Genomic DNA, 20,679 nt, shown 5'->3' on the forward strand with positions numbered 1-20,679 from the left:
CGGCCTGTCGAACGCCGGCCGAGCGTCAGACGGCCGAGCGTCAGACGGCCGAGCGTCAGACGGCCGAGCGTCAGACGGCTATGGGGAGGCCGGACGACGTGAAGGCCCGCCCGTCGTCGGTGACGGCCGCGGATTCGTAACCCTTGTCGGCCAGTCCGGCGAGCCAGGCCAGGCCCGGTTCGCCCATGGCGAGGGCCGCGGTCGCCCAAGCGTCGGCGACGGCCAGGTCGGGGCCGACGACGGTGACCGACCGCAGGCCGGCCGCCGGGGCGCCGTCGACCGGGTTCCAGACGTGGGCGCCGCGCTCGTACGTCCCGGAGGTCGCCACCGCGCCATCGGTGACGTTGAGCACCCAGGCCAGTTTGTCGGCCTCCCACGGGTGGCGGACGCCGACCCGCCAGGGCCGTCCGCCGGGGCCGCTGCCACGCATCCGGATGTCGCCGCCTGCGCCGATGTAGTGCCGCTGTGACCCGGCCGCGGCGAGGCGCTCGGACGCGACCTCGACGGACCAGCCCTTGACGTATCCGGACGGGTCGAGCTGCCCGCCCGCGTAGGCGTCGAAGTAGCCGCCGGTGTCGCGCCACAGGTCGGCACAGCGGTCCAGGACCAGGCGCAGGTCGTCGGAGCAGTCCTCCAGCCGGATCTCACCGCGGCGGAACCGGCACACCTCGCTGTCGTCCCGGTAGGTGCTGAACCGGGCGTCGACCTCGTGCAACCAGGCGCAGGTCTCGTCGACGAGGGACGAGAGCCGGGACTCGGGCAGATCGTCGGCCAGTTCGATGCTGACGACCGTACCCATGACCTCTTCGACGTGCCGCACGAACCTGGACCCTACGCGCCTGCCTTGTCCAGCGCCGCCTGCAGGGACGACTTGTAGGCGCCGGTGGTGAGCGTGGCGCCGGAGACCGCGTCGACGTCGGCGCTCTGCGCCTTGAGCGCGGAGGCGTTGAGGCTCTTCACCGCGTTCGGGTTGATCGTGCCGCTGAAGCCCTCGGTCGGGTAGGTCGCGTTCGCGCTGGTGACCTTGCCACCGGCGACCTTGATGGTGACCTGGACCGTGCCGTACGTGTGCTGCACGGCCTTGCCCTTGTAGGTGCCGGCCTTGAGACCGGCCTCCTCGGTGTCGCCGCCCTCGGCGGGAGGGGTGGTCTTCTTGTTGCCGGACGGCTTCTTGGAGGTCTCGGGGGCGGCGGTCTCCTCGGCGCCCGCGCCGTCGATCTCCGGCTCCTCGTTGACGGCCCCATCCTGGGAGGCCGCCACCGGGACGGCCGGGGGCTGCACGCTCAGGCGGACCCCGAGGATCAGGGCCGCGCCGGTGAGGGTGCCGACGGCTGCTGCGGTACTGCGTCGCATCTCGGAAACTCCCAGTCAGGTAGGGGTCAGAACTCGAACGGGTCGAGATGGAGCTGGCTGTCCGGCACGTCGAGCATCTTGAGCGTGTCGACAGCCGCGTTCACCAGTCCGGGCGGGCCGCACAGGTAGACGTCGCGGCGGTTCACGTCGGGGACCAGGCCGCGCAGCCCGTCCGGGGTGAACAGCCGGCGCGGGCCGGGGTCGTTTCGGCCGCCGACGATGTAGCGCACCCAGGCGTCCCGCTCCTCGGCCAGCTCCTCCAGCTCGGAGCGGAAGACGAGCTCGTCGGGGCGGCTGGCCCGGTAGATCACGATGGTGTCGGCCGGCATGTCCTCGAGCAGGGCCCGGATCGGGGCGATGCCGCTGCCGCCGGCGATGAGAAGAGCACGTCGGCGGGTACGCCGTTCGGCGGTGAACGTCCCGAACGGCCCCTCCGCCCAGATCGGCGTGCCGGGGCGCATCGTGGCCAGCTTGCGGGTGTGGCCGCCGGCGATGGTGACGGTGAGCCGCAGCCACTGCGGGTTCGGGGCCGCCGACAGCGAGAACGGGTGCGACTGCCACCAGCCGTTGGCGGTCAGGAACCGCCAGCGCATGAACTGGCCGGCCTGCACCGGGAGCTTGTCGAGCCGCTTGCCCTCGATGTAGATCGAGAACGTGTTGGCGCCCTCGCCGACCACCTCGGCCACGGTGAACCGGTGCCGGGCGTTGAGCCACAGCGGCTCGACGATGCGGCCCCAGAAGAGGGCGGCGATCGTGATGCAGCCCAGAGCCGGCCAGAACACCGAGGCGAACCTACCGCTCATGTCGGCGCCCGCGGCGATCTGGTGGCCGTAGCCGAGCAGCAGCACGGCGTAGCTGGTCAGGTGGATCAGGTGCCAGAGCTCGTAGTTGAGCACGTTGCGGACGGCCCGGATGGAGATCAGGGCGATGAACGCCAGCAGGCCGGTGGCGATGGTCGCGCTGATCATCTCCGGGAACGTGGTGATCACGGTCCAGCCCTGGTCGACCACACCGGTGCCGGCGGTGAGCGCGTAGCCGTACACGATGAAGACGATGTGCGCGACCACGAAGGTCAGCAGTGAGGTGCCCAGCCAGCGGTGCCAGCGCAGCAGGTCGCGGGAGCCGACCCACTCCTCCAGCCAGGAGACCCGGCTCATCATCAGCAGCTGCATGAAGAGCAGGTAGCCGCCGATCAGGCCGGTCACGCGCCCGGCGGCGATCATCAGGGTGGCGTCGTTGCTGATCGCGCCGGCCTGGGTGTTGAACAGCCACAGCGCGACGCTGGTGGCCAGGCCGGAGAAGAACAGCAGGACGGTCAGGAGCCGGTTGCCGCTGGTCGACTCGCCCGGCGGGCGCTCGTCGACGACCGGGACGCCGGTGCCGGCCTTCCAGCCGGTCGGGTCGGTGAGCGACGGCTCGGTGATGTCGCCACGACGGTAGTTGTCGGGCTGGGAGTAGGGCTGGCCGTACTGGGGCTGCTGCTCCTGCGGCCAGGCCGGCATGGAAGGGTTGTCCCAGCTCGGACGGTTATCAGTCCGAAGGCTGGAGAAGTACCCATCGTCGTCGGGAAGCTCGCGTTGATCCCGGAAAGCCGGAATTGTCAACGTCCTCACCTGCTCAGCAGTCGTCTCACGGCGCCTGCCACCCCATGCGGCCGACGTGACGACCCGTGCGCGGAAGGGCCGTCATGGTTGGGTACGCGCGTCACGCCGAGTTGGCTCAACGCAATCGGAAAAATCCCAGAGGTTAGGTTCTCCGCATGAGCTCCGCACAACCGGTCACCGTGGTCGGCATCGGCGCCGGCGGCTGGCCGGGCCTCTCCGCCACGGCACAGGGCGCGCTGGCCGCCGCGGAGGTGGTGCTCGGCGGCTCCCGGCAGCTCGCGCTGCTGCCCGCCGACGTCCCCGCACGGCGCGTCCCGTGGCCGTCTCCACTGCTCCCGGCCCTGCCCGGCCTGCTCGAAGCCGAGCGCGGCCACCGGGTGTGCGTGCTGGCCAGCGGCGACCCGATGTTCCACGGGATCGGCACCACCCTGGCCCGCGTCCTGGGCCCCTCGGCGATCACCGTGATCCCGCATCCGTCGTCGGTGTCGCTGGCCGCGGCCCGCCTGGGCTGGGATCTCGCGACCACCGACGTGGTGAGCCTGGTCACCGCTGAGGTGGAGACCCTGAACCGGGTGATCAATCCCGGCCGTCGCATCCTGGTGCTGTCCGCCGGCGCGCACACCCCCGCGGGGGTCGCGGCGCTGCTCACCGCCCGCGGCCACGGCTCGGCGACGGTGACCGTCCTGGAGCAGCTGGGCGGCGACGAGCGCGTGCTCGCCGGCGCCGCCGACTCGTGGGCGTTCCCGGCCGGCGACCCGCTCAACGTCGTCGCGATCGAGTGCGGTGACGGACCCACCCTTCCCGTCACCTCCGGCCTCCCCGACTCCTGGTATGAGACCGACGGGCAGTTGACCAAGCGCGAGGTCCGGGCGGTCACCCTGGCCGCGCTCGCCCCCGCGCCCGGCGAGCTGCTGTGGGACGTCGGGGCCGGGTCCGGCAGCATCGGCATCGAATGGATGCGCGGCCACCCGTCGTGCCGGGCGATCGCCATCGAGTCGTCGGCCGAGCGGATCGCCACGATCACCGCGAACGCGGCCGCGCTGGGCGTACCCGCGCTCCGCGTGGCGCACGGCCGCGCCCCCGAGGCCCTCGACGGGCTCCCCCAGCCGGACACGATCTTCATTGGAGGCGGATTGACCCGCGACGGCGTCCTGGACCGCTGCCTCACCGCGCTGCGCCCCGGTGGGCGGCTCGTGGCGAACGCGGTCACTGTCGAGTCGGAGGCCGTCGTGGCCGCCGCCTACGCGAAACACGGCGGTGAGCTCACCCGGATCTCCGTGCAGCGCGGCTCCCCGGTCGGCGGCTTCACCGGATGGCGCTCGTCCATGCCCGTCACCATCTGGGCGGTGACCCGGTGACCGTCCACTTCATCGGTGCCGGCCCGGGCGCCGCCGACCTGATCACGCTGCGCGGGCATCGGCTGATCGCGGCCGCGCCGGTCTGCCTCTACGCCGGCAGCCTCGTTCCGGCCGAGCTGCTGGACGCGTGCCCGCCCGGCGCTCGCAAGATCGATACCGCGAATCTGACGCTCGACGAGATCATCGCCGAGATGGTCGACGCCCACGGGGCCGGCAAGGACGTGGCACGGTTGCACTCCGGCGACCCGTCGGTGTTCAGCGCCGTCGCCGAACAGATGCGGCGCCTCGACGCGGCCGGGGTCCCCTACGACGTCACCCCCGGTGTGCCCGCGTTCGCGGCCGCCGCCGCCTCGCTGAGCCGGGAGCTAACCGTCCCCGGGGTCGCGCAGACGGTCATCCTCACCCGCACCGCCGAACGGGCCACCGCCATGCCACCCGGCGAGGACCTGGCCACCCTCGGCGCCAGCCGGGCCACCATGGTCCTGCACCTCGCCGTCCAGCGGATCGACGCGGTCGCCGGCGAGCTCACCGCCGTCTACGGCGCGGACTGCCCGGTCGCCGTGGTGGCCCGGGCCTCACGGCCCGACGAGCTCATCCTCCGCGGAACGCTCGCCGACATCGCGGGCAAGGTCCACGATGCGGGGGTACGCCGTACCGCGGTGATCGTCGTCGGGGCGGCCCTGACCGCCGGCCAGTTCCCGGACAGCCACCTGTACTCGGCCGACCGCTGCCGCCCATGACGCCGCCACCAGCCGCCTTGCCCACACCGAACACCACGATCCGGGCGTTGCCCGCGATCCGAGCGGTGGCCGCGACCCTGACGGTGACCCCGAGCCCGACCAGGGCCACGATCCGAGCGGTGGCCACGATCCCGGCCGGGACCACGACCCTAGCGGTGGCCGTGTGAAGGTGCTGCTGCTCGGGGGGACCACCGAGGCACGGCGGCTGGCCGGGATGATCGCCGGCGAGTTCGGGGTGATCACGTCGTTGGCCGGGCGCACCAGCGATCCGCTACGGCCGGCCGGTGAGATGCGGATCGGCGGGTTCGGCGGGGTGGACGGGCTGACCCGGTATCTGCGGGACGAACGGATCGACGCCGTCGTCGACGCGACCCATCCGTTCGCGGCGGCGATCAGCGGTAACGCGGCCGCGGCGTGCGGGGCTTCGGGCGTACCACTGCTGATCCTGCGAAGGCCCGGCTGGACCGCCGGGCCGGGCGACGAGTGGCATCGCGTCGCGTCGCTGCCGGAGGCGGCCGGAATGCTGCCCCGCCTGGGGCGGCGGGTGTTCCTGACCACCGGGCGGCAGGGCATCGCGCATTTCGCCGGAATCGACGGATGCTGGTTTCTGGCCCGCTCCGTGGAAGCCCCCACCGGAACGATCCCGCGGCACCTGGAGGTGCTGCTCGATCGGGGACCGTTCACCGTCGCGGGCGAACGGGAGCTGATCACCCGGCACCGCGTCGACGTGCTCGTCACCAAGGACAGCGGCGGCTCCGACGCGAAGCTGGTCGCCGCCCGCGAGCTGCGCCTTCCGGTCCTCATGGTGGATCGTCCACCAGCGCCCGACGCCCCGACGGTGTCCACAGCGGACGCCGCGGTGTCCTGGTTACGAACGCTGGGCCGCTGAAACACGACAGTTCGGGAGCTGCGTGACGCCCGTCACGGTGCAACGCTCGACTCATGTCCGCACGCGCGCTGTCCGCCGAGCTCGCGGCGATCCGCGCGCTGGTGACCGACGGACTCACCGAGATCGGTGATGCGGGCGACGCCGGCCAGGTCTGGCTCCGCTCGGCGACGGCCCGCCTGACCGCCCTCGACGGCGCGCTCACCGAAGCCGCCGGGGTGCTTGCCGCCCCGACCCGGGTGCTCGCCGTGACGATCGTGACGTTCCTGGTGGTGGCGGGTTCGGCGACGCTCGCCGGCGCGCTCGGTCTCGGCACCACCGGCACCCTCACCGTCGCCGGCACCGCGCTGCTGATCACGTTCGCGGCACTCCCCTGGGCCGGCCGGCACGTCTACACGCTGCTCGGCCGCCACCGCCTCGCCCGCGTCCCGGTCCACTCGCGACCATCCACCGCGAGCGCTCCCGCGGGCGCCCCTTCACGGCTGTCCCCACCGCCCGGCACCTCGCCTCGGTCGCCGGCGAGCCCACCGGCCACGCGGACACCGCTGCCCTCGCCACCGTCGCCGTTCGCCTTGCCGACTCCTCCGTCACAGCCCGCCGCGGCTGCCCCTTCGCCGTCCTCCGCACGACCGGCCACTCCCACACCGTTCGCCTCGCAGCCCTCGTCGCCACCGGGTACAGCGGGTCCGCCGGATGCCGCAGCTCCGCCGGGTGTCTCGGCTCTGGCGGGTGTCTCGGCTCTGGCGGAGAATCGTCTGGCCGCTGTGCCGGACCGGCTACTTCGGGCCCGAGTGCGTCTCGTCTCGGCCGCGCTGCGACAGGTCGGCGCCGGGAGCTGGAGCGCGCCCGAGTTGCGCCGGGCCATTCGCACCGATCCGGTGGTCCGCCGCCTGGCCCATGCCGACCAGTTGCTGTGCCAGGCCGTCGACTGTGTCGAGCGCCACCTCGGCGACCTGCGGAAGGACGGCCTGTGACGCGATCCCTGGTGCGTGAGGACCCGTTCTCCGGGGAGGCCCGGCCGCGCCCCTCGGTCATCGATCGCGACCTCGACGCCCTGATCACCGACGCACAGAGCCGGGACTGGTCGGCCGACCGGCCGGACCGGGTGATCTTCGCCCGCCTGGGCCAGGCTCGCCGCCGGGTGCGGGCAGCGGCCGGCCGGCACGGTCGGGACCACCGCCCCGCCGACCTGTCCGCGGTCCTGCTCGGCACGGCGACCGGCCTGCTGACGGCGGCGACGCTGTCGGCCACCGGCATCCCGGCGAGTCTGCTGCCGACCGGCGTGGTACCGGCGGACGCGGCGCCCGCCGGCACGACTCCACCGAACGCCTCACCGACCAGCACCGCTCAGACGAACGTGTCAGCGACCAGCGCCGCTCAGACAAATGTGTCAGCGACCAGCGCCGCTCAGACAAATGTGTCAGCGACCAGCGCCGCTCAGACGAACGTGTCACCGACCAGCGCGGCTCTGACGAACGCGCCTCTCGGCGGCGCCGTCTCGGTGACGGATCCGCTGGTGTTGGCCCTGACCGCGGTCATCGCCCTCTGGACGGCGCTGCTCGCCGTCGCCGTGCTGAAGCGCCTGCGCCGCCGGTGGGACCGCGCCACCGTCGACGGCCCGGCGCCGATCGACGACCACTACCGTTATGCGGCGTTCCGCCGCCGGATCGAGGCATGCGCCACCGCGGCCCGCGATCATCGCTCGCACCGTCGCCGGGCGGCCGCGATCGACTTGGAATACGCCCTCGACTGGCTGGCCGCCGCACAGAGTGAGCTCCCTCGACTGCACGGCCGCCGCACCCAATGAACTCCCTCGACCGTCCGGCCGCCGCAGCCGCCGCCGCCGCACAGAAGGAACTCGATCGCCCCGCCGCCGCACAGAAGGAACGACCGCCCCGGCCGCCGCGCAAAAGGAACTCGACCACCCCGGCCGCCGCACACAGTGGACTTCGTCGCCGCTGGCCCCGTCACATTCCGCGGCGCTGTCTCGTCCCTGTTGTGAAGTCCATGGCCGGATCACGACCGGCCGAACCGAACAGGCGAGGGAGCCGACATGCGGATCGTTGTGGCAGGCGGCACGGGGCAGACCGGACGACTGCTGGTGGAGGCCCTGCGGTCTCGCGGCCACGAGGCGGTGCCGGCCTCGCCGTCGACCGGCGTGAACGCTTTCACCGGCGACGGCCTGGAACAGGTGCTGACCGGCACCGACGTCGTGATCGACGTCACCAACGCACCGACAGCTGACGAGGCGGAGGCCACCGAGTTCTTCCGGGTCTCCTCGGAGAATCTGACCAACGCCGGGGCCAAGGCCGGGGTCCGGCACCACGTGGTCCTGTCGATCATCGGCTTGGAGCGGGCCTCGGACCTGGCCTACTACCGGGCGAAGCTGGCCCAGGAGGTGGCGGTCCGTTCCGGCGGCGTGCCGTACACGATCGTGCGGGCCGCCCAGTTCTTCGAGTTCCTGGACACCATTCTGCAGGCCAACACCCGGGACGACGAGGTCGCGCTGGCCCCGGTTCGGGTGCAGCCGATCGCCCTGTCCGACCTGGTGGAGCGGCTCGCTGTGATCGCCGAGTCGGACCCGGTGGGCGGAACGGTGGAGGTGGCCGGCCCGGAGGCTCTGGCTCTCGACGAGATCGGCCGCCGGCTGGCCGCTCCCGGTCTTCGGGTGACCAGCGGCGACCGGCCGTTCTTCGGGGCCGACATCCCGCTCGACGCCCTGGTCGCGGGCCCTTCGGCGTATCTCGCACCGACCACGCTGGACACCTGGCTGGCCGGTCGCCGCCGCTGAGGCCCGCCGACGGCAACCGATGAGGAGACCGCAGCCGGACCGCCCACGATCACCGGCCCGGCTGCGGAGCCCATCAGACTCGCATCGTAGGGACCCGGCGCGAGTCCACCGGGCGACCCCGCAATCCGGGTGGGAGTGGCCGTCAGGCCGTCGCCGGGGTGAGGGCGCTCCGGCGGGCGAACAGGACCGCGCAGACGGTGAGCGCACTGGTCAGCCCGATCAGCGCCGACGCCCAGACGGCCGGCTGCCCGACCCCGATGCCGTACGCCAGCCACGACCCGCAGGCGGAGGCGGCCAGCACCCACCGCACCGGTGACAGGCCGGAGATGTCCTGGTGACGGTCGCGGAGCAGGGCCAGCGGCTGTGGCACCGCCGAGACGAACGACACCGCGGCCAGTGCGGTTCCCAGCATCGCGGCCGCCCGGTGGCCGGTGACCTGCGGCAGTGCCGCGGAGGCGGCGGTGCCCAGCACCACGATCAGCACCCCGGCCGCGGCGCCGGCGCTGGCCAGCAGCGGGCGGACGGCGCGGGTGCCGGGCCGGGTGGCGAGCAGCGCGATCAGGATGGCGAGCCCGGTCGAGGCGCTGACGGTGTTCGTGACGACCTGGAAGCGGTCTCCGATCAACAGCCCGTAGGTGATCCAGCCCAGCGGCATGGCGACGCTCAGCATGCAGGCGGTGGCGGAGAGGCCGCCGGTGCGGCGGCGGACGCACGACCGATAGACCTGCGGCCAGGCGATGGACATGGACAGGGCGGCGCCGAGAAGGCCGAAGACGTGGATAAGCATCGCCGGTCCGTTCGGGTCGGTACGGCTGTCGCTGACCCCCCGCACCCGGATCGCTACCGGTCGCTCCGAACCGGCACCCGGGGGTGCCGGGGACCCCTCCCCATTTGGCACAGTGGACAGATGCTGACCGACGTGGACCTGCCCGCGCCCGGACTGCTCTGGACCCGTTGGGCGATATTGGGCGCCACCCATGCCGCCCTCGGCCGCACTGAATGGTCGATCGACGACCGTGGGGCGAACCGGAATCTGCAGGACGGGAGCTGGGCGCGGTTCGCGCTGCTCGACGGCCGTCGCGCGGTGCTCTACGGCCATCATGCGGAGCACAGCGCCGCCGGTGGGGACGATCCGCCGGCCGACCCGCTCACCGGCGCCCCCGACTGGCTCCCGTGGGCCACGCTGGCCCCGCTCGCCGAGGGTGATCGGCTCGGCTTCGTCGTCTGGCACGAGAGCGGCCGCTGGTCGCGGGTCCGTTACCGCGGCGCCCGTGAGGACGGGATGACCGGCCTGACCCGGCCGCTGTCGACGGGGGATCGCACGATCGTCGCGCTGAGCCGGTTCGGCCCGCGGGCGGCGGCCGAGCGGCTGCTGAACGCCGCGGTGCGTACCGAGGTCTCGCCCACGCACTTCAGCCATCTGCTGATCGAGCCGGAGCCCGACCTGGCGGCGGCCATGACGGCGGCCGCCCGGGGTGGTCTGGTGGCGGGGAGCGCCGCGCCGCGGATCCAGCCCGGCCGGCGGCCGCCGATGCGCCGGGTCCGCCGGCTCAGTCAGGGCGAGCACGACCGGCTGGTCTGGTCGGCCATGCAGGATTCACCGGAGTTGTCCCGGCCGGCTCCTCCGGTCACGGACGAGCTGGACACGCTGGTGGGCTGGTTGCAGGATCGGGCGCCGCAGGCCGACGGCCGGTGCTCGCTGCTGGCCTACGCGGACGCCACGAGTTTCAGCGCGCAGCCCGGCGAGCGCCCACCGGCCGACCGGCCCGGCGAGGAGCGTTACACCGCCTTCCGGCGGCTCACCGAGCTGGTCCGGGCGCTGCGCCGGGCGGAGTCCGATCCGCGGTATGGTCGGTGGCTGTTCCTGCGGGTGGAGACCAGCCCGTCCGGCGTGCAGGTGGAACGTCGCTACGACTCGTGGCCGTCCTGGTGGCACGACGACGGCGTCTCCGGTCCCTGGCGGACCAACCTCCAGGAGGAGATGGACGCCCGCCTGCCCCGTTACCGCCCGTCCTGGGTGACGGTGCTCGACCCGGAGATCGCCTACCGCCCACGGTGACGGTCACCGGAGATCGCCCAGCGCCCACGGTGCTCGACCCGGGATCCCCACCGCCCACGGTGACGGTCAGCGGGCCTTTCCGGCTCCCAGCAGCTCGAGGGATTTGGCGAGTCGCCGGGCTCGTGTCTCGGCCGTCTTCGCCGACGTCAACTGATCGACGTGCCACCGCTGATTGCTGAAGGAGATCGACTCCCAGAAGGCTCTGGCCTCCGGCGCGGCGGCCAGGGCCGCGGCGAGATCTTCGGGCACCTCGACGGTACGGGGAGCGTCATCCAACTCGATCACGAGGTCGTAGACGTGTCCACCCTCGAGCCCACCGGCGGCCCGGCGATCGGCGCTGACCCCGAGCCAGTACTCCCCACCCATCCGCGCGATGGAGGACCGGAACTCGAACTCGCCGACCCGCACCACCACCTTGGGCCGTCCGCCGCCCCCGAGCGCGGTCACGAACGCGTCGGGAATCCGAAACCCGGTGGTGGTCCCCCCGGTCTTCTCCAACTCACCCCGGTGTTCCATGACCGAGACGATAGCCAACCAGGGGGCCCGGTCAGGCCGTCACGATCGAAAGCCCGTGAGAAAGCCGAAAATGGCTCCGCCCACTCCTCAAAGGTCAGAGGCGGGTGACCCGAAGTGGGCCCTCTCCAAGAACGTGAGCTGTGCCCTCTTGTGGCCGAGGTCGATCTCCGGCCCCAGCGTGAACCCCTCCCGCTGCAGGCGGGAGATCATCCGCTCGTTGCGAATGTCCGGTTCGGCGATGATCCGCCGACGGTCCGGATCGGTGAAGAGGTGCCGCAGCAGCGCCGGGAAGACCGCGCTGGTCAGATGCGGCAGGTCCCGGCCGGAGGCGTCGAGCAGCAGATGCAGCCCGAAGTCCCCGGGCAGCACGTCGTAGCACTCCCCGACCGGGTCCTGCGAGGGCTCGTAGGTCTGGAACACCCCGATCGGCCCGTCGTCGAGCAGCAGCAGATAGGCGTGGTGGCTGTCGAGCCCGTCGACGAAGCCGTAGATCTCCTCGACGTCCGCGACCGTGTGCTCGCCCATGCCCCAGAACCGGTTGCGCTCCTTGACGACCCACGAGTGCACGATCGGCGCGTGTGCGGCCGGATCGAGCGGGATCATGGTCAGCTCACCCAGGCCCGGCAGCTTCTCCGAGAAGACGATCAAGGGTTCCTCCGTCAGTAGTTCCCAGTCGGTGACGAGCGGGACGAGCTCACCGGCCGCCCAGAGCGGCAACTGGTCCAGGAAGTGCGGCGACTCCGGATCGTCCGAGGCGCCGAACGGGACGATCCAGCGGCTGCGGCGCCGGTCGGCGAGGTCCCACACGTACCGGGCGACGGGTCCCCGCCAGCACAGGTCGCTGACGCCGGGCACGCTGGACGTGTTGAGCACGCACCCGGCCGACCCGCCGAGCCGGATCTGCGGGATGACGACGTCCAGGCCGGGCAGCTGAAGCGGGTACAGCAGGTGCCGGTCGCCCCATGGCGTGTCCGGACCGGAGTCGGCCGTGGCGGGAGAGGGGAGGCCGAGCCCGGCGAGCACCCCGTCGAGGGCGATGCCGATCCGGGCGCGCGGGTCGGTCCAGGGAGCGAACAGCGGGTCGTACCCGGACGGCTCGAGGAGCGGCCGCAACTCGGGCCGATCACATACGGCACGGGCCAAGGCCGCCTGCCGGGCCATCCGGCGTCCGGCCTCCGCCGAGTCGGCCGGCAGCGCGGTGTCCATGTGGATCTTCTCGTGCGGCACACCGAGATCGAGCAGCTCACGGATCCGGCGGGCACGGGCCGGGGGCGCGAAGTCCACCCCGTAGGGCGAGGTGTCCGGCCGCCGGTCGTTGGCGTTGACCGCGGACGTGACCTCGGATCGGAACATCGGCGCCCACTCCGGCTTCCAGGCGTGCCGGGCCTCCCAGGCGGGCACCGGGACGAGCCGGTTGCGCTCGTCGCGCTGCGGCACCCGGCCGACGGTGAGCTGCAGGGCCCGGCCGGTGGAGTCGGCGGTGAGGACGCTGTTGACGGGTTCGACCCAGCGGGACAGCGCGTCGGCGACGTCGTCCACGGTGGACGCGTGCAGCAGCGGCAACAGGGCGTCGAACCCCAGATCAAGATCGGACCGCGCGGGGGTACGCAGACTCAGGTTCCCATCGATGACGGGTCCACGGCGTGTCTCGAGGACATCGACCACGACCGGGTCCTCATCGCGTACGGCAATCGTCTCCTGATGGGTGGCCACCGGCTCCCAGCCGGTCGCGCCGCGGGCCTCGAGCCCGTGGTCGGTGGCGCGCAGCTCTTCGATGTAGAGGTCTTGATAGTCGGCCATCGCGTTGGTGACGGCCCAGGCCACCGACCCGGCGTGCCCGAAGTGCTGCACGCCGGGGACGCCGGGGAAGGTGAGCCCGGCCACGTCGAAGGCCGGGCAGGCGAGCCGGATCTGCTGGTAGACCCCGGGCAGTTCGAGGAGCCGGTGCGGGTCGCCGGCGATCTGGCCGGGGACGGTCCAGGCGTTGCTGCCGGACCCGCCGGGCCCCTCGATCGCGAACCAGGACAGAGCGTCCGGCCCGAGGGTCCGCTCGACGTGTGCCCGCCACATCTTGTTGCCGAATGTGCCGAACAGAATGTGCTGCACCTGAAAGACGCCGAGCGACGACCACGGGTGCCACTCGACGCCACCTGCACGGACTCCAGCCGCGTACGCCTCCAGCCACCGCCGGGTCGATTCGTCCAGATTGGCGAATGACCGTCGTGCGGTGTCGTCGAGCCGGACCCGGCGCGCGAATCGGTCCCACCCCACCTCGGCCGCCCCGGCGACCGAGGCGAGACGTCCCTCCGACCGAAGGCGCTCCACCTCGATCTGGCGGCCCCGATCGATTGCGGTCACCCGCCCCTGGAGCCAGGCCAGGTCGAGGACCGAGCCGGCTCGCAGGTGCGGGATGCCGTGGGCGTCGCGGTAGAGCCTCATGCCGCGATCGGGTTCTCCAGCTCGCCCGCGAAGATCAGCGAGCCGGCCTGATCGGTGAGGTCCACCATCTGCAGCGTGTTGCGCAGCTGGAGCCGGTTCAGGCAGGAGTGCGCGAAGGTGGGCCGCAGCAGGTCGAGCCGCCCGGCCAGGTGCGGGTGGTCCTTGGCGTGCTCGCGGACGCAGTCACCGGCGAGCGCCCAGAACTCGGCGGCGCTGAGCACCCCGTCGGTGTCGAGGATCCCGGCGAGGTGCCGCAGGAAGCCGTCGAACACGTCGGTGAAGATCGCCAGTTCCTTGATCTCGTCGGTGACGTCGATCCGGATCCGCTCGACCTCGGGCGGCAGCGGCTGGTCGTTCATCACGGCCACCTCCTCGCCGATGTCCTTCATGAACACCCGTGTGGGCACGTGGTTCTCCAGGACGAGGATCAGGTTCTCGCCGTGCGGCATGAACGCGAGGTCGTGCTGGAGCAGGCAGTGCACGATCGGCCGCAGGTAGGCGCGTAGGTAGGTGGCCACCCACGCGGCCGGCGCCACGCCCGACTCCCGGATCAGCGCGGCGGCCAGCGAGCTCCCGTCCCGGTCGCGGTGCAGCAGGCTGGCCATGGTGGCGAGCCGCTCGCCCTCCCGGATGCGCGGGACCGGGCTCTCGCGCCACAGGGCGGCGAGCATCTTGGTGTACGCGCTGGGCGTCCCGGTCCGGTGATAGGCGTCCCGGTGTACCCGATCGACGCCAGTTCCCGGAGCACGCCGAATCCGCAGGCCCGCAGCTCCTCGTCACCCTCCACGACCGACGCGACCCAGTCGTTGATCGGCGGCGTGGCCTGCATGTACTTCGGTGACAGCCCGCGCAGGAAGCCCATGTTCTGCACGGCGATCGCGGTCTTGACGTAGTGGCGTTCCGGCCGGTCGGTGTTGAAGAACGTCCGGATCGACTGCTGTGCCCGATAGCGGTCAGGGCCGGCGTCGAGTGGGACGATCGCCCGGCGGGCCACGTCGGGTGCGAAAGTGACGGTGACCTTGTGCTCCCACTGCCACGGGTGCACCGGCAGGTAGCGGTAGTCGGCCGGGTCCAGCCCGTGCCCCGGAGCTGCTGCTCGAAGTGCTCCAGGAGCCCGCCGAGCTCCTCCTGGTAGTGCGAGCGCTCGTCTCCCTCGTACACGAAGACGCTCTCGCTCCTCAAGATCGCCACCCATCGCAACCGGACCGGCCGCCCGGCCTCCGGCGCATAGGCCTCGTGATCGGCGAGTCCGTAACCGATCCGTCCGTTGTTGGCGACGAACCCGGGGTGTCCCTCGGTCATCGCGGCCTCGATCGTCTGGAAGCCCGCGTGCACCAGGTCCTCGGCGGTCTCGCGGCGATGCGCGTACTTCCAGGCGGTCCCGGCCAGCGTCGCCGAGATCTCCTCGAGGTAGGTGCCGAGCAGCTTCTCCGGGATGCCGAGCGTCTCGCGCAGGCCGGCGATGAAGTCGAGCGCGTCGAGCGGCCCGTCGAGCGAGTCCGGGTCGATCACCCAGTGCTCGAGCGGGTGGCGCTTCGCGGTGAAGGTGTGGGCGCCGAGCTCGAACCGGCCGTCACCGAGGGCGACCGGCGCGAGCAGGCGCTCGTGGCTGAACTCGGCGATGGCCTTGGCGATCAGCCGCCGGTGGGCGAACTCCATGGCCTCCGGCCGCAGGTGGGGGACGCTCATCGCGTACGCCGCCCGGGTGCAGAAGCTGAGCCGGCCGGTCTTGCCCTGCAGCGGCACGTCGCGGTCCACCACGAAGCCGACCTCGGCGTTCTTGCGGTGGATGGCCTCGTTGCGGACGTCCGGCTCGACCACGACCCGCTCGATCCGGGAGTCGGCGAAGCAGTGGTCCATCACGGCCCGCATCACCGCGGAGGTGACCCCGGAGCGCTTCCGGGTGGGCGGGGCGACCAGCACGTGCATGCCGATGTCACCCGACCGCACCTCGTAGTGCGAGGCCAGCTCGCTGTGCGCCGGTTCGTAGGTCTCGGCCAGGAACAGCGGGCTGTCGTCGTCGTCGAACCCGAGCCACGCGTGGTGGTGCGGGTTGTCGGCGATCTTCTGATACTCCTCGCGCACCCGCTCCGGGGTGGCGCCCTGCAGGCCCCAGTAGTGCGACCGCGGATGGGTCACCCACGAGTGCAGAAGATCAAGATCACGGTCGAGATCCAGGGGTACGAGTCTCACTGGTTCACCAACTGTCGGGGGATGTCGGCCTTGGGGGCGCCGAACTGCTGGAACGTGATCGACTCCTCGACCGGGTAGATCTCCCGGCCGGTGATCGCCCGCAGGATCACGCTGTTGCGGTAGGGGCCCATGCCCAGGTCGGGGTCGGTGACGCTGTGCGTGTGCTCGGCGGCGTTCTGCACGAACACCTCGCCGCCGGACTTGTCCACGGCGTAGTCCACGGCCACGTCGAAGCGGCCGCGGGCGTCCCAGTTGATCCGGTCCCGGACCGGGTCCAGGAAGGACGGCACGCGCGGCGCGTAGCCGGTGGCGAGCACCAGGCCCTGGGTGGTGGCGGTGAACGAGCGGCCCTGCTCCTGGTGCTCCAGGGCCAGGGTCCAGCGCTCGCCGTCCCAGATCACGCCGTCCAGTGCGGTGCCGGTGAGCAGGGTGGTCGGGACGGGGCCGGTCAGGCTCTTGGCGTAGAGCGCCTCGTAGATCGCGTCGACCAGGTCGCCGCTGATGCCCTTGTAGAGGTTGCGCTGCTCACGGCCGAGCCGGTCCCGCACGTCCATCGGCAGCGCCTGGTGGTAGCGGATGTAGTCCGGGGACGTCATCTCCAGGGTCAGCTTCGTGTACTCCATCGGGAAGTACCGCGGCGACCGGGTGATCCAGCTCAGGTGGTAGCCGTACGTCTCGATGTCGTTGAGCAGGTCGAGGTAGATCTCGGCCGCGCTCTGCCCGCTGCCGATGATCGTGATCGAGTCCAGGCTCTGCAACTGCTCCTTGTTGGGCAGGTAGTCGGCACTGTGCACGTACGGCCCCTGGTCGACGGCGGCCGGGATCCGCGGCGCCGTGCCGATGCCGAGCACCAGCTTGCGGGCCCGGAAGGTCTCGCCGTCGGTGTGCACGAGGTACGCCTCGCCGTCGTGGGTGACCGTCTCGACGCGCGTGTTCCACCGGATCGAGGTCAGCTGCCGGGCCGCCCACTTGCAGTACTCGTTGTACTCGGCACGCAGCGGGAAGAAGCTCTCCCGGATGTAGAACGGGTAGAGCCGGCCCACCTGCTTGAGGTAGTTGAGGAACGAGAAGCGGTTGGTCGGGTCGGCCATCGTGACCAGGTCGGCGAGGAACGGGACCTGGATCGTGACGCCGTCGAGCATCAGCCCGGGGTGCCAGTCGAACTCGGCCCGCTGCTCCAGGAAGATCCCGTCGACGTCGGCCAGGTCCTCGGTCAGCGCGGCCAGCCCCAGGTTGAACGGGCCGACCCCGATCGCCGCGAAGTCGTGGGTGCGCATCAGGCCATCACCGCCGCGGCCTCGTCGCGCTCCCCCGTCATCTCGCGGCCGATGCCGCGGATCAGGTCCAGCACGTCGCGGAGGTTGCCCGTCGTCGTGTTGGGGTTGAGCAGGGTGAACTTGAGCCAGTAGTGGCCACCGACGGTGGTGCCGGCGACGATCGCCCGGCCGCCGTAGAAGAGCCGCTGCCGCAGCTTCGGCATCAGTTCATCGCACTCGGCGACGTCCATGCCGGCCGGCCGGTAGCGGAACAGCACCGTGCTGAGCGTCGGGGCGGCGAGCGCCTCGAAGTCCTGGTCGTCGCCGATCAACAGGTAAGCGTCGTGCGCCCGGTCGACGACCGCGTCGAACATGTCGCCGATCTGCTCGGCGCCCATGGTCCGCAGCGTCATCCACAGCTTCAGCGCGTCGAAGCGGCGGGTGGTCTGCAGGCTCTTGTCGACCTGGTTGGGCACGGCGGCGGTACGCGGGTTCAGGTAGTCGGCGTGCACCGCGATCCGGCGCATCGTCTCGCCCCGGCGCACCACGATCGCGCTGGAGCTGACCGGCTGGAAGTAGCTCTTGTGGAAGTCGACGGTGACCGAGTCGGCCCGCTCGATGCCGTCGAGCAGGTGCCGGCGGCGGGTGGAGACGAGCAGGCCACAGCCGTACGCGGCGTCGACGTGGAACCAGACGCCCTGGCTCTCGCAGATCGCGGCGATCTCGGCGACCGGGTCGATGCGGCCCAGGTCGGTGGTGCCCGCGGTGGCGACCACGGCCATCGGGATGCCACCGTCGCGGCGCACGTCCTCGATCGCGACGGCCAGCGCCGCGGTGTCCATCCTGCCGGTGCCGTCGGTGGCGACGCCGACCACCGCGTCGGCGGACATGCCGAGGATCCCGGCGGACTTGCTGACGCTGAAGTGGCTTTCGGTGGTCGCGAAGATCCGCAGACTCGGGATGGCGCTCCGGTCGTCCAGAGACGCGAGGGTCTCCTCCCGGGCCAGCAGCAGGGCCTGCAGGTTGGACTGGGTGCCGCCGCTGGTGAAGATGCCGTCGGCGCCCGGCCCGAAGCCGATCCGCCCGGCCGTCCAGTCGATCAGGCGGCGCTCGATGAGGGTGCCCGCCGTGCTCTGGTCCCACGTGTCGACCGACGAGTTGACCGCCGAGATCAGCACCTCGGCGCTGAGCGCGGGGATCGCGACCGGGCAGTTCAGGTGAGCGACGTAGGTGGGCTCGTGGAACCAGACGGCGTTGTCCAGATAGAGCCGGGCGACCTCGTGCAGCGCCGCGCCGGTGTCACCGAGAGGACGATCGAGATCGACGGCGTCGACCTGGTCCTGCAGATCGGCGACGGCTGCGCCGGAGTACGGCTGCCGCACTGCCTTCACCCTGTCGGCGAGCAGTGCCGACGCGTGCCACACGCCGGACGTGTAACTGTCCAACGTGGAGCCGGAAAACAGATGCGGGGACTCTGACCGCTCCAACGGGGGCCTCCAATAAGGTAAACCTTACCTAACTGAGGGGAGGCTAACCGGCCGGACACGGGAAGGAAACTTGCACCCGGCGCCCCGGTGGCCGCCATAGACGATCATGCGCACCCGGAAACGTCGCCACCTGCGCATGTGTGTGCCACGAGCACTTCGACGAACGTCGAGTGACGGTTGCCACATGATGCACGAAGCCCACTCTTTACAGAGTGGGCTTCGTCGATGAAGAAGATCAGAAGGCGGTCAGGGTGATCCCGGCCGCGCGCGGATCTCCGTCGTGCACCAGGGACTCCTGGTTCTGCACGTCGTCGAAGGCGAAGGCGTACGCCTTGCCGTCGGCCATGGTGGCGTGGATGGCCTTCGCATACGGGTTGGCCGGCCCGCCGGTGTAGAAGTCGGCCGCGGTCCCGCCGGGCTGCGTGTCGATGCGGCCGAGGGTGGTCCGCCACAGCGCCGCGCACAGCGTCCGGGCGATCGGGCCGACCACCTGGTCGTTCGGCGCGCCGAGAGCACCGTCACAGCCCCAGACGTTCGCGGTGGACGGCTTCGTGAACGACGCCACGGTCCGGCCGCTCGTGTCGGTGAAGTTCATGATGTTCCCCGAGGTCCGCCCGGTGTACCTCACCTCCGGCCGGTCACCGAACGGCACGACGGTCAGACTCTTCGAGGTGTACGCGTTCCAGGCGCTCGTGATGTACGAGTCGAGGTAGGTGGCGCTCATCAGTCCGGCGTCGGCGGCCTTGCCCGGCGCCAGGACCCGCAGCACCGTGCCGTCGGCCCGGGTGACCACGCTCTTCGCGAAGTCGGGGTTCGCGCGGACCGCGTCGATGACCTTCTGCCGGCCGTTCGCGACCAGGTCACCGGTCTTCGTGGTGACGCCGCTGCCGCCGGTCACCGAGACGCCGTGCGGGATCGCGAACATGTCCACCTGCGAGCTGTTCAGGAACAGGCCGGAGCCGTTGAGGGTGAACTCGCTCCAGTCGAAGAGGATGTCCCGGTTGGGGTCGCCGCCCGCCCACGGGGCCGGCTGGACCAGCCCGTCGGTGGTGACCCGGAAGTCCAGCTTCTTACCGAGGGAGAAGTAGATCCGGCCGGAGATGTTCTTCAGCACCTTGATCGTGGTGCTCTGGCCGTTCGCCGGGCCGGGGATCGAGACGTCCGGCGCGGGCACCGGCACCGGTCCGCCACCGGTCCACGGGGTGAAGGCGCCGCTCGCGTCGACGTATCCGAGCTTGCCGGTGTCCAAGTTGACGCCCAGCACGTAGAGGAAGACCGGCTCGCTGCGCCCGGTCCGGTTGGTCACCGTGAACGGCAGCGTCGGGCCGGCCGCCGGGACGGTCGGCGCCTTCGTCGTCGGTGCGGTCGTCGCGGGGGTGGTCGGCGCGGTCGTGGGCGCGGTCGTCGGCGCCTTCGTCGTCGGCACCACCGTCGGCACTGTCGTCGCCGGGGTCGTCGGCACGGTCGGTCCGGTGCCGCACGGCGCGCCGTTCAGCTTGCAGTTCACCGGCTGCCCGCCGGCGCCGACGAATCCGAACGTCACGCTGGCGCCCACCGGAATGGCGCCGTTCCAGGCACGGTTGGTGAATGTGCGGTGACTGCCGGAGACCGTCATGTCGGTATCCCAGAAACTGCCGATCGAGCCGCCGGCGGGCAGATCGAATTCGACTTTCCAGGACGTCAGGGCGGACGTTCCGCCGTTGGAGATGGTCACCTCGTCCTGCCAGCCGGTGCCCCAGTCGGACACCGTACGCAGGGAAGCGGTGACCGAGGCGGCCGAGGCGGGCAGGGCGATCCAGGCGGTGGTGAGCGCAGCGACCGTCGCCACAGCGGCGAGAATCAGGCTCCGTTTACGGCGCATGGGGGTGCGACCTCCGAGAGTGGAACGGTCAGGGACGGCCGCCATTGTCACTCGCGAGAAACCGCTCTCCCAGAGCCTTTAAAGCTCCTTTAAGGTCTATTTTTCCCGACGATCTCGCCGCACGCCGATAACACAA

Annotated in this window: 16 protein-coding genes and 1 pseudogene; 7 read left to right on the plus strand and 10 right to left on the minus strand. The window is 71.4% G+C overall.

All coding sequences use genetic code 11. The features are described 5' to 3' along the window. Nucleotides 1-70: 70 nt before the first annotated feature. Genes ACQPZW_RS41735 through ACQPZW_RS41745 form a run of 3 tightly spaced genes read right to left on the minus strand, consistent with a single transcriptional unit; the run spans nucleotide 71 to nucleotide 2,855 of the window. Nucleotides 71-799, minus strand: coding sequence for an FAD:protein FMN transferase (locus ACQPZW_RS41735; protein ID WP_433797775.1), 729 nt, complete (start codon nucleotides 797-799; stop codon nucleotides 71-73). Nucleotides 800-831: 32 nt separating this feature from the next. Continuing rightward, nucleotides 832-1,353, minus strand: a complete 522-nt coding sequence (locus ACQPZW_RS41740) for an FMN-binding protein (protein ID WP_433791554.1) — start codon at nucleotides 1,351-1,353, stop codon at nucleotides 832-834. 26 nt (nucleotides 1,354-1,379) lie between these two features. After that, complete coding sequence (locus ACQPZW_RS41745) at nucleotides 1,380-2,855, minus strand: ferredoxin reductase family protein (RefSeq protein ID WP_433791555.1); 1,476 nt, start codon at nucleotides 2,853-2,855, stop codon at nucleotides 1,380-1,382. A 257-nt stretch (nucleotides 2,856-3,112) separates the two neighbouring features. Between ACQPZW_RS41745 and cbiE the strand changes: the two genes are divergently transcribed. From cbiE to ACQPZW_RS41775, 6 genes are all read left to right on the plus strand, one after another. Continuing rightward, nucleotides 3,113-4,315 carry a precorrin-6y C5,15-methyltransferase (decarboxylating) subunit CbiE gene (gene cbiE, locus ACQPZW_RS41750; RefSeq protein ID WP_433791556.1) on the plus strand — a complete coding sequence of 401 codons (1,203 nt, stop codon included), beginning with the start codon at nucleotides 3,113-3,115 and terminating at the stop codon, nucleotides 4,313-4,315. Beyond that, entirely contained in the window at nucleotides 4,312-5,055 is a 744-nt protein-coding gene (cobM, locus tag ACQPZW_RS41755) for a precorrin-4 C(11)-methyltransferase (protein WP_433791557.1), read from the plus strand. The genes cbiE and cobM overlap by 4 nt, the downstream gene beginning before the upstream one ends. Before the next feature lie 163 nt (nucleotides 5,056-5,218). After that, a complete protein-coding gene (locus tag ACQPZW_RS41760) occupies nucleotides 5,219-5,944 on the plus strand; it encodes a cobalt-precorrin-6A reductase (protein ID WP_433791558.1) in 726 nt (241 codons plus the stop codon). A gap of 53 nt (nucleotides 5,945-5,997) precedes the next feature. After that, the gene (locus tag ACQPZW_RS41765) at nucleotides 5,998-6,915 is read left to right on the plus strand and encodes a hypothetical protein (protein ID WP_433791559.1); all 918 of its coding nucleotides are present in this window, start codon (nucleotides 5,998-6,000) and stop codon (nucleotides 6,913-6,915) included. After that, the gene (locus tag ACQPZW_RS41770) at nucleotides 6,912-7,748 is read left to right on the plus strand and encodes a hypothetical protein (protein ID WP_433791560.1); all 837 of its coding nucleotides are present in this window, start codon (nucleotides 6,912-6,914) and stop codon (nucleotides 7,746-7,748) included. The genes ACQPZW_RS41765 and ACQPZW_RS41770 overlap by 4 nt, the downstream gene beginning before the upstream one ends. Before the next feature lie 246 nt (nucleotides 7,749-7,994). Then, nucleotides 7,995-8,732, plus strand: a complete 738-nt coding sequence (locus ACQPZW_RS41775; RefSeq protein WP_433791561.1) for an SDR family oxidoreductase — start codon at nucleotides 7,995-7,997, stop codon at nucleotides 8,730-8,732. Nucleotides 8,733-8,874: 142 nt separating this feature from the next. On the opposite strand, the gene ACQPZW_RS41780 is transcribed toward ACQPZW_RS41775, so the two are convergent. Then, a complete protein-coding gene (locus ACQPZW_RS41780) occupies nucleotides 8,875-9,519 on the minus strand; it encodes a SemiSWEET transporter (RefSeq protein ID WP_433791562.1) in 645 nt (214 codons plus the stop codon). 120 nt (nucleotides 9,520-9,639) lie between these two features. On the opposite strand from ACQPZW_RS41780, the gene ACQPZW_RS41785 reads away from it, so the two are divergent. Then, nucleotides 9,640-10,791 carry a hypothetical protein gene (locus ACQPZW_RS41785; protein WP_433791563.1) on the plus strand — a complete coding sequence of 384 codons (1,152 nt, stop codon included), beginning with the start codon at nucleotides 9,640-9,642 and terminating at the stop codon, nucleotides 10,789-10,791. A gap of 66 nt (nucleotides 10,792-10,857) precedes the next feature. Here ACQPZW_RS41785 and ACQPZW_RS41790 read toward each other — a convergent pair whose 3' ends face one another. The 6 genes and pseudogenes from ACQPZW_RS41790 to ACQPZW_RS41815 form a co-directional block, all read right to left on the minus strand. Continuing rightward, a complete protein-coding gene (locus ACQPZW_RS41790) occupies nucleotides 10,858-11,307 on the minus strand; it encodes a YdeI/OmpD-associated family protein (RefSeq protein WP_433791564.1) in 450 nt (149 codons plus the stop codon). A gap of 87 nt (nucleotides 11,308-11,394) precedes the next feature. After that, nucleotides 11,395-13,746 (minus strand): GNAT family N-acetyltransferase, encoded by a 2,352-nt coding sequence (locus ACQPZW_RS41795; RefSeq protein WP_433791565.1) that lies wholly within the window; start codon nucleotides 13,744-13,746, stop codon nucleotides 11,395-11,397. Continuing rightward, nucleotides 13,743-15,939, minus strand: a pseudogene (locus ACQPZW_RS41800) (GNAT family N-acetyltransferase). Before ACQPZW_RS41800 ends, ACQPZW_RS41795 begins: the two are co-directional and overlap by 4 nt. Further along, nucleotides 15,936-17,216: a lysine N(6)-hydroxylase/L-ornithine N(5)-oxygenase family protein gene (locus tag ACQPZW_RS41805; RefSeq protein ID WP_433791566.1), complete on the minus strand. Its 1,281-nt coding sequence runs from the start codon at nucleotides 17,214-17,216 to the stop codon at nucleotides 15,936-15,938. The pseudogene ACQPZW_RS41800 and the gene ACQPZW_RS41805 overlap by 4 nt, the downstream one beginning before the upstream one ends. Then, complete coding sequence (locus ACQPZW_RS41810) at nucleotides 17,216-18,619, minus strand: pyridoxal phosphate-dependent decarboxylase family protein (RefSeq protein WP_433791567.1); 1,404 nt, start codon at nucleotides 18,617-18,619, stop codon at nucleotides 17,216-17,218. Before ACQPZW_RS41810 ends, ACQPZW_RS41805 begins: the two co-directional genes overlap by 1 nt. A 298-nt stretch (nucleotides 18,620-18,917) precedes the next feature. Continuing rightward, the gene (locus ACQPZW_RS41815; RefSeq protein WP_433791568.1) at nucleotides 18,918-20,543 is read right to left on the minus strand and encodes a beta-1,3-glucanase family protein; all 1,626 of its coding nucleotides are present in this window, start codon (nucleotides 20,541-20,543) and stop codon (nucleotides 18,918-18,920) included. Between the last annotated feature and the right edge of the window lie 136 nt (nucleotides 20,544-20,679).

This window comes from Actinoplanes sp. CA-252034 (assembly GCF_050956125.1).
Classification (GTDB): Bacteria; Actinomycetota; Actinomycetes; order Mycobacteriales; family Micromonosporaceae; genus Actinoplanes.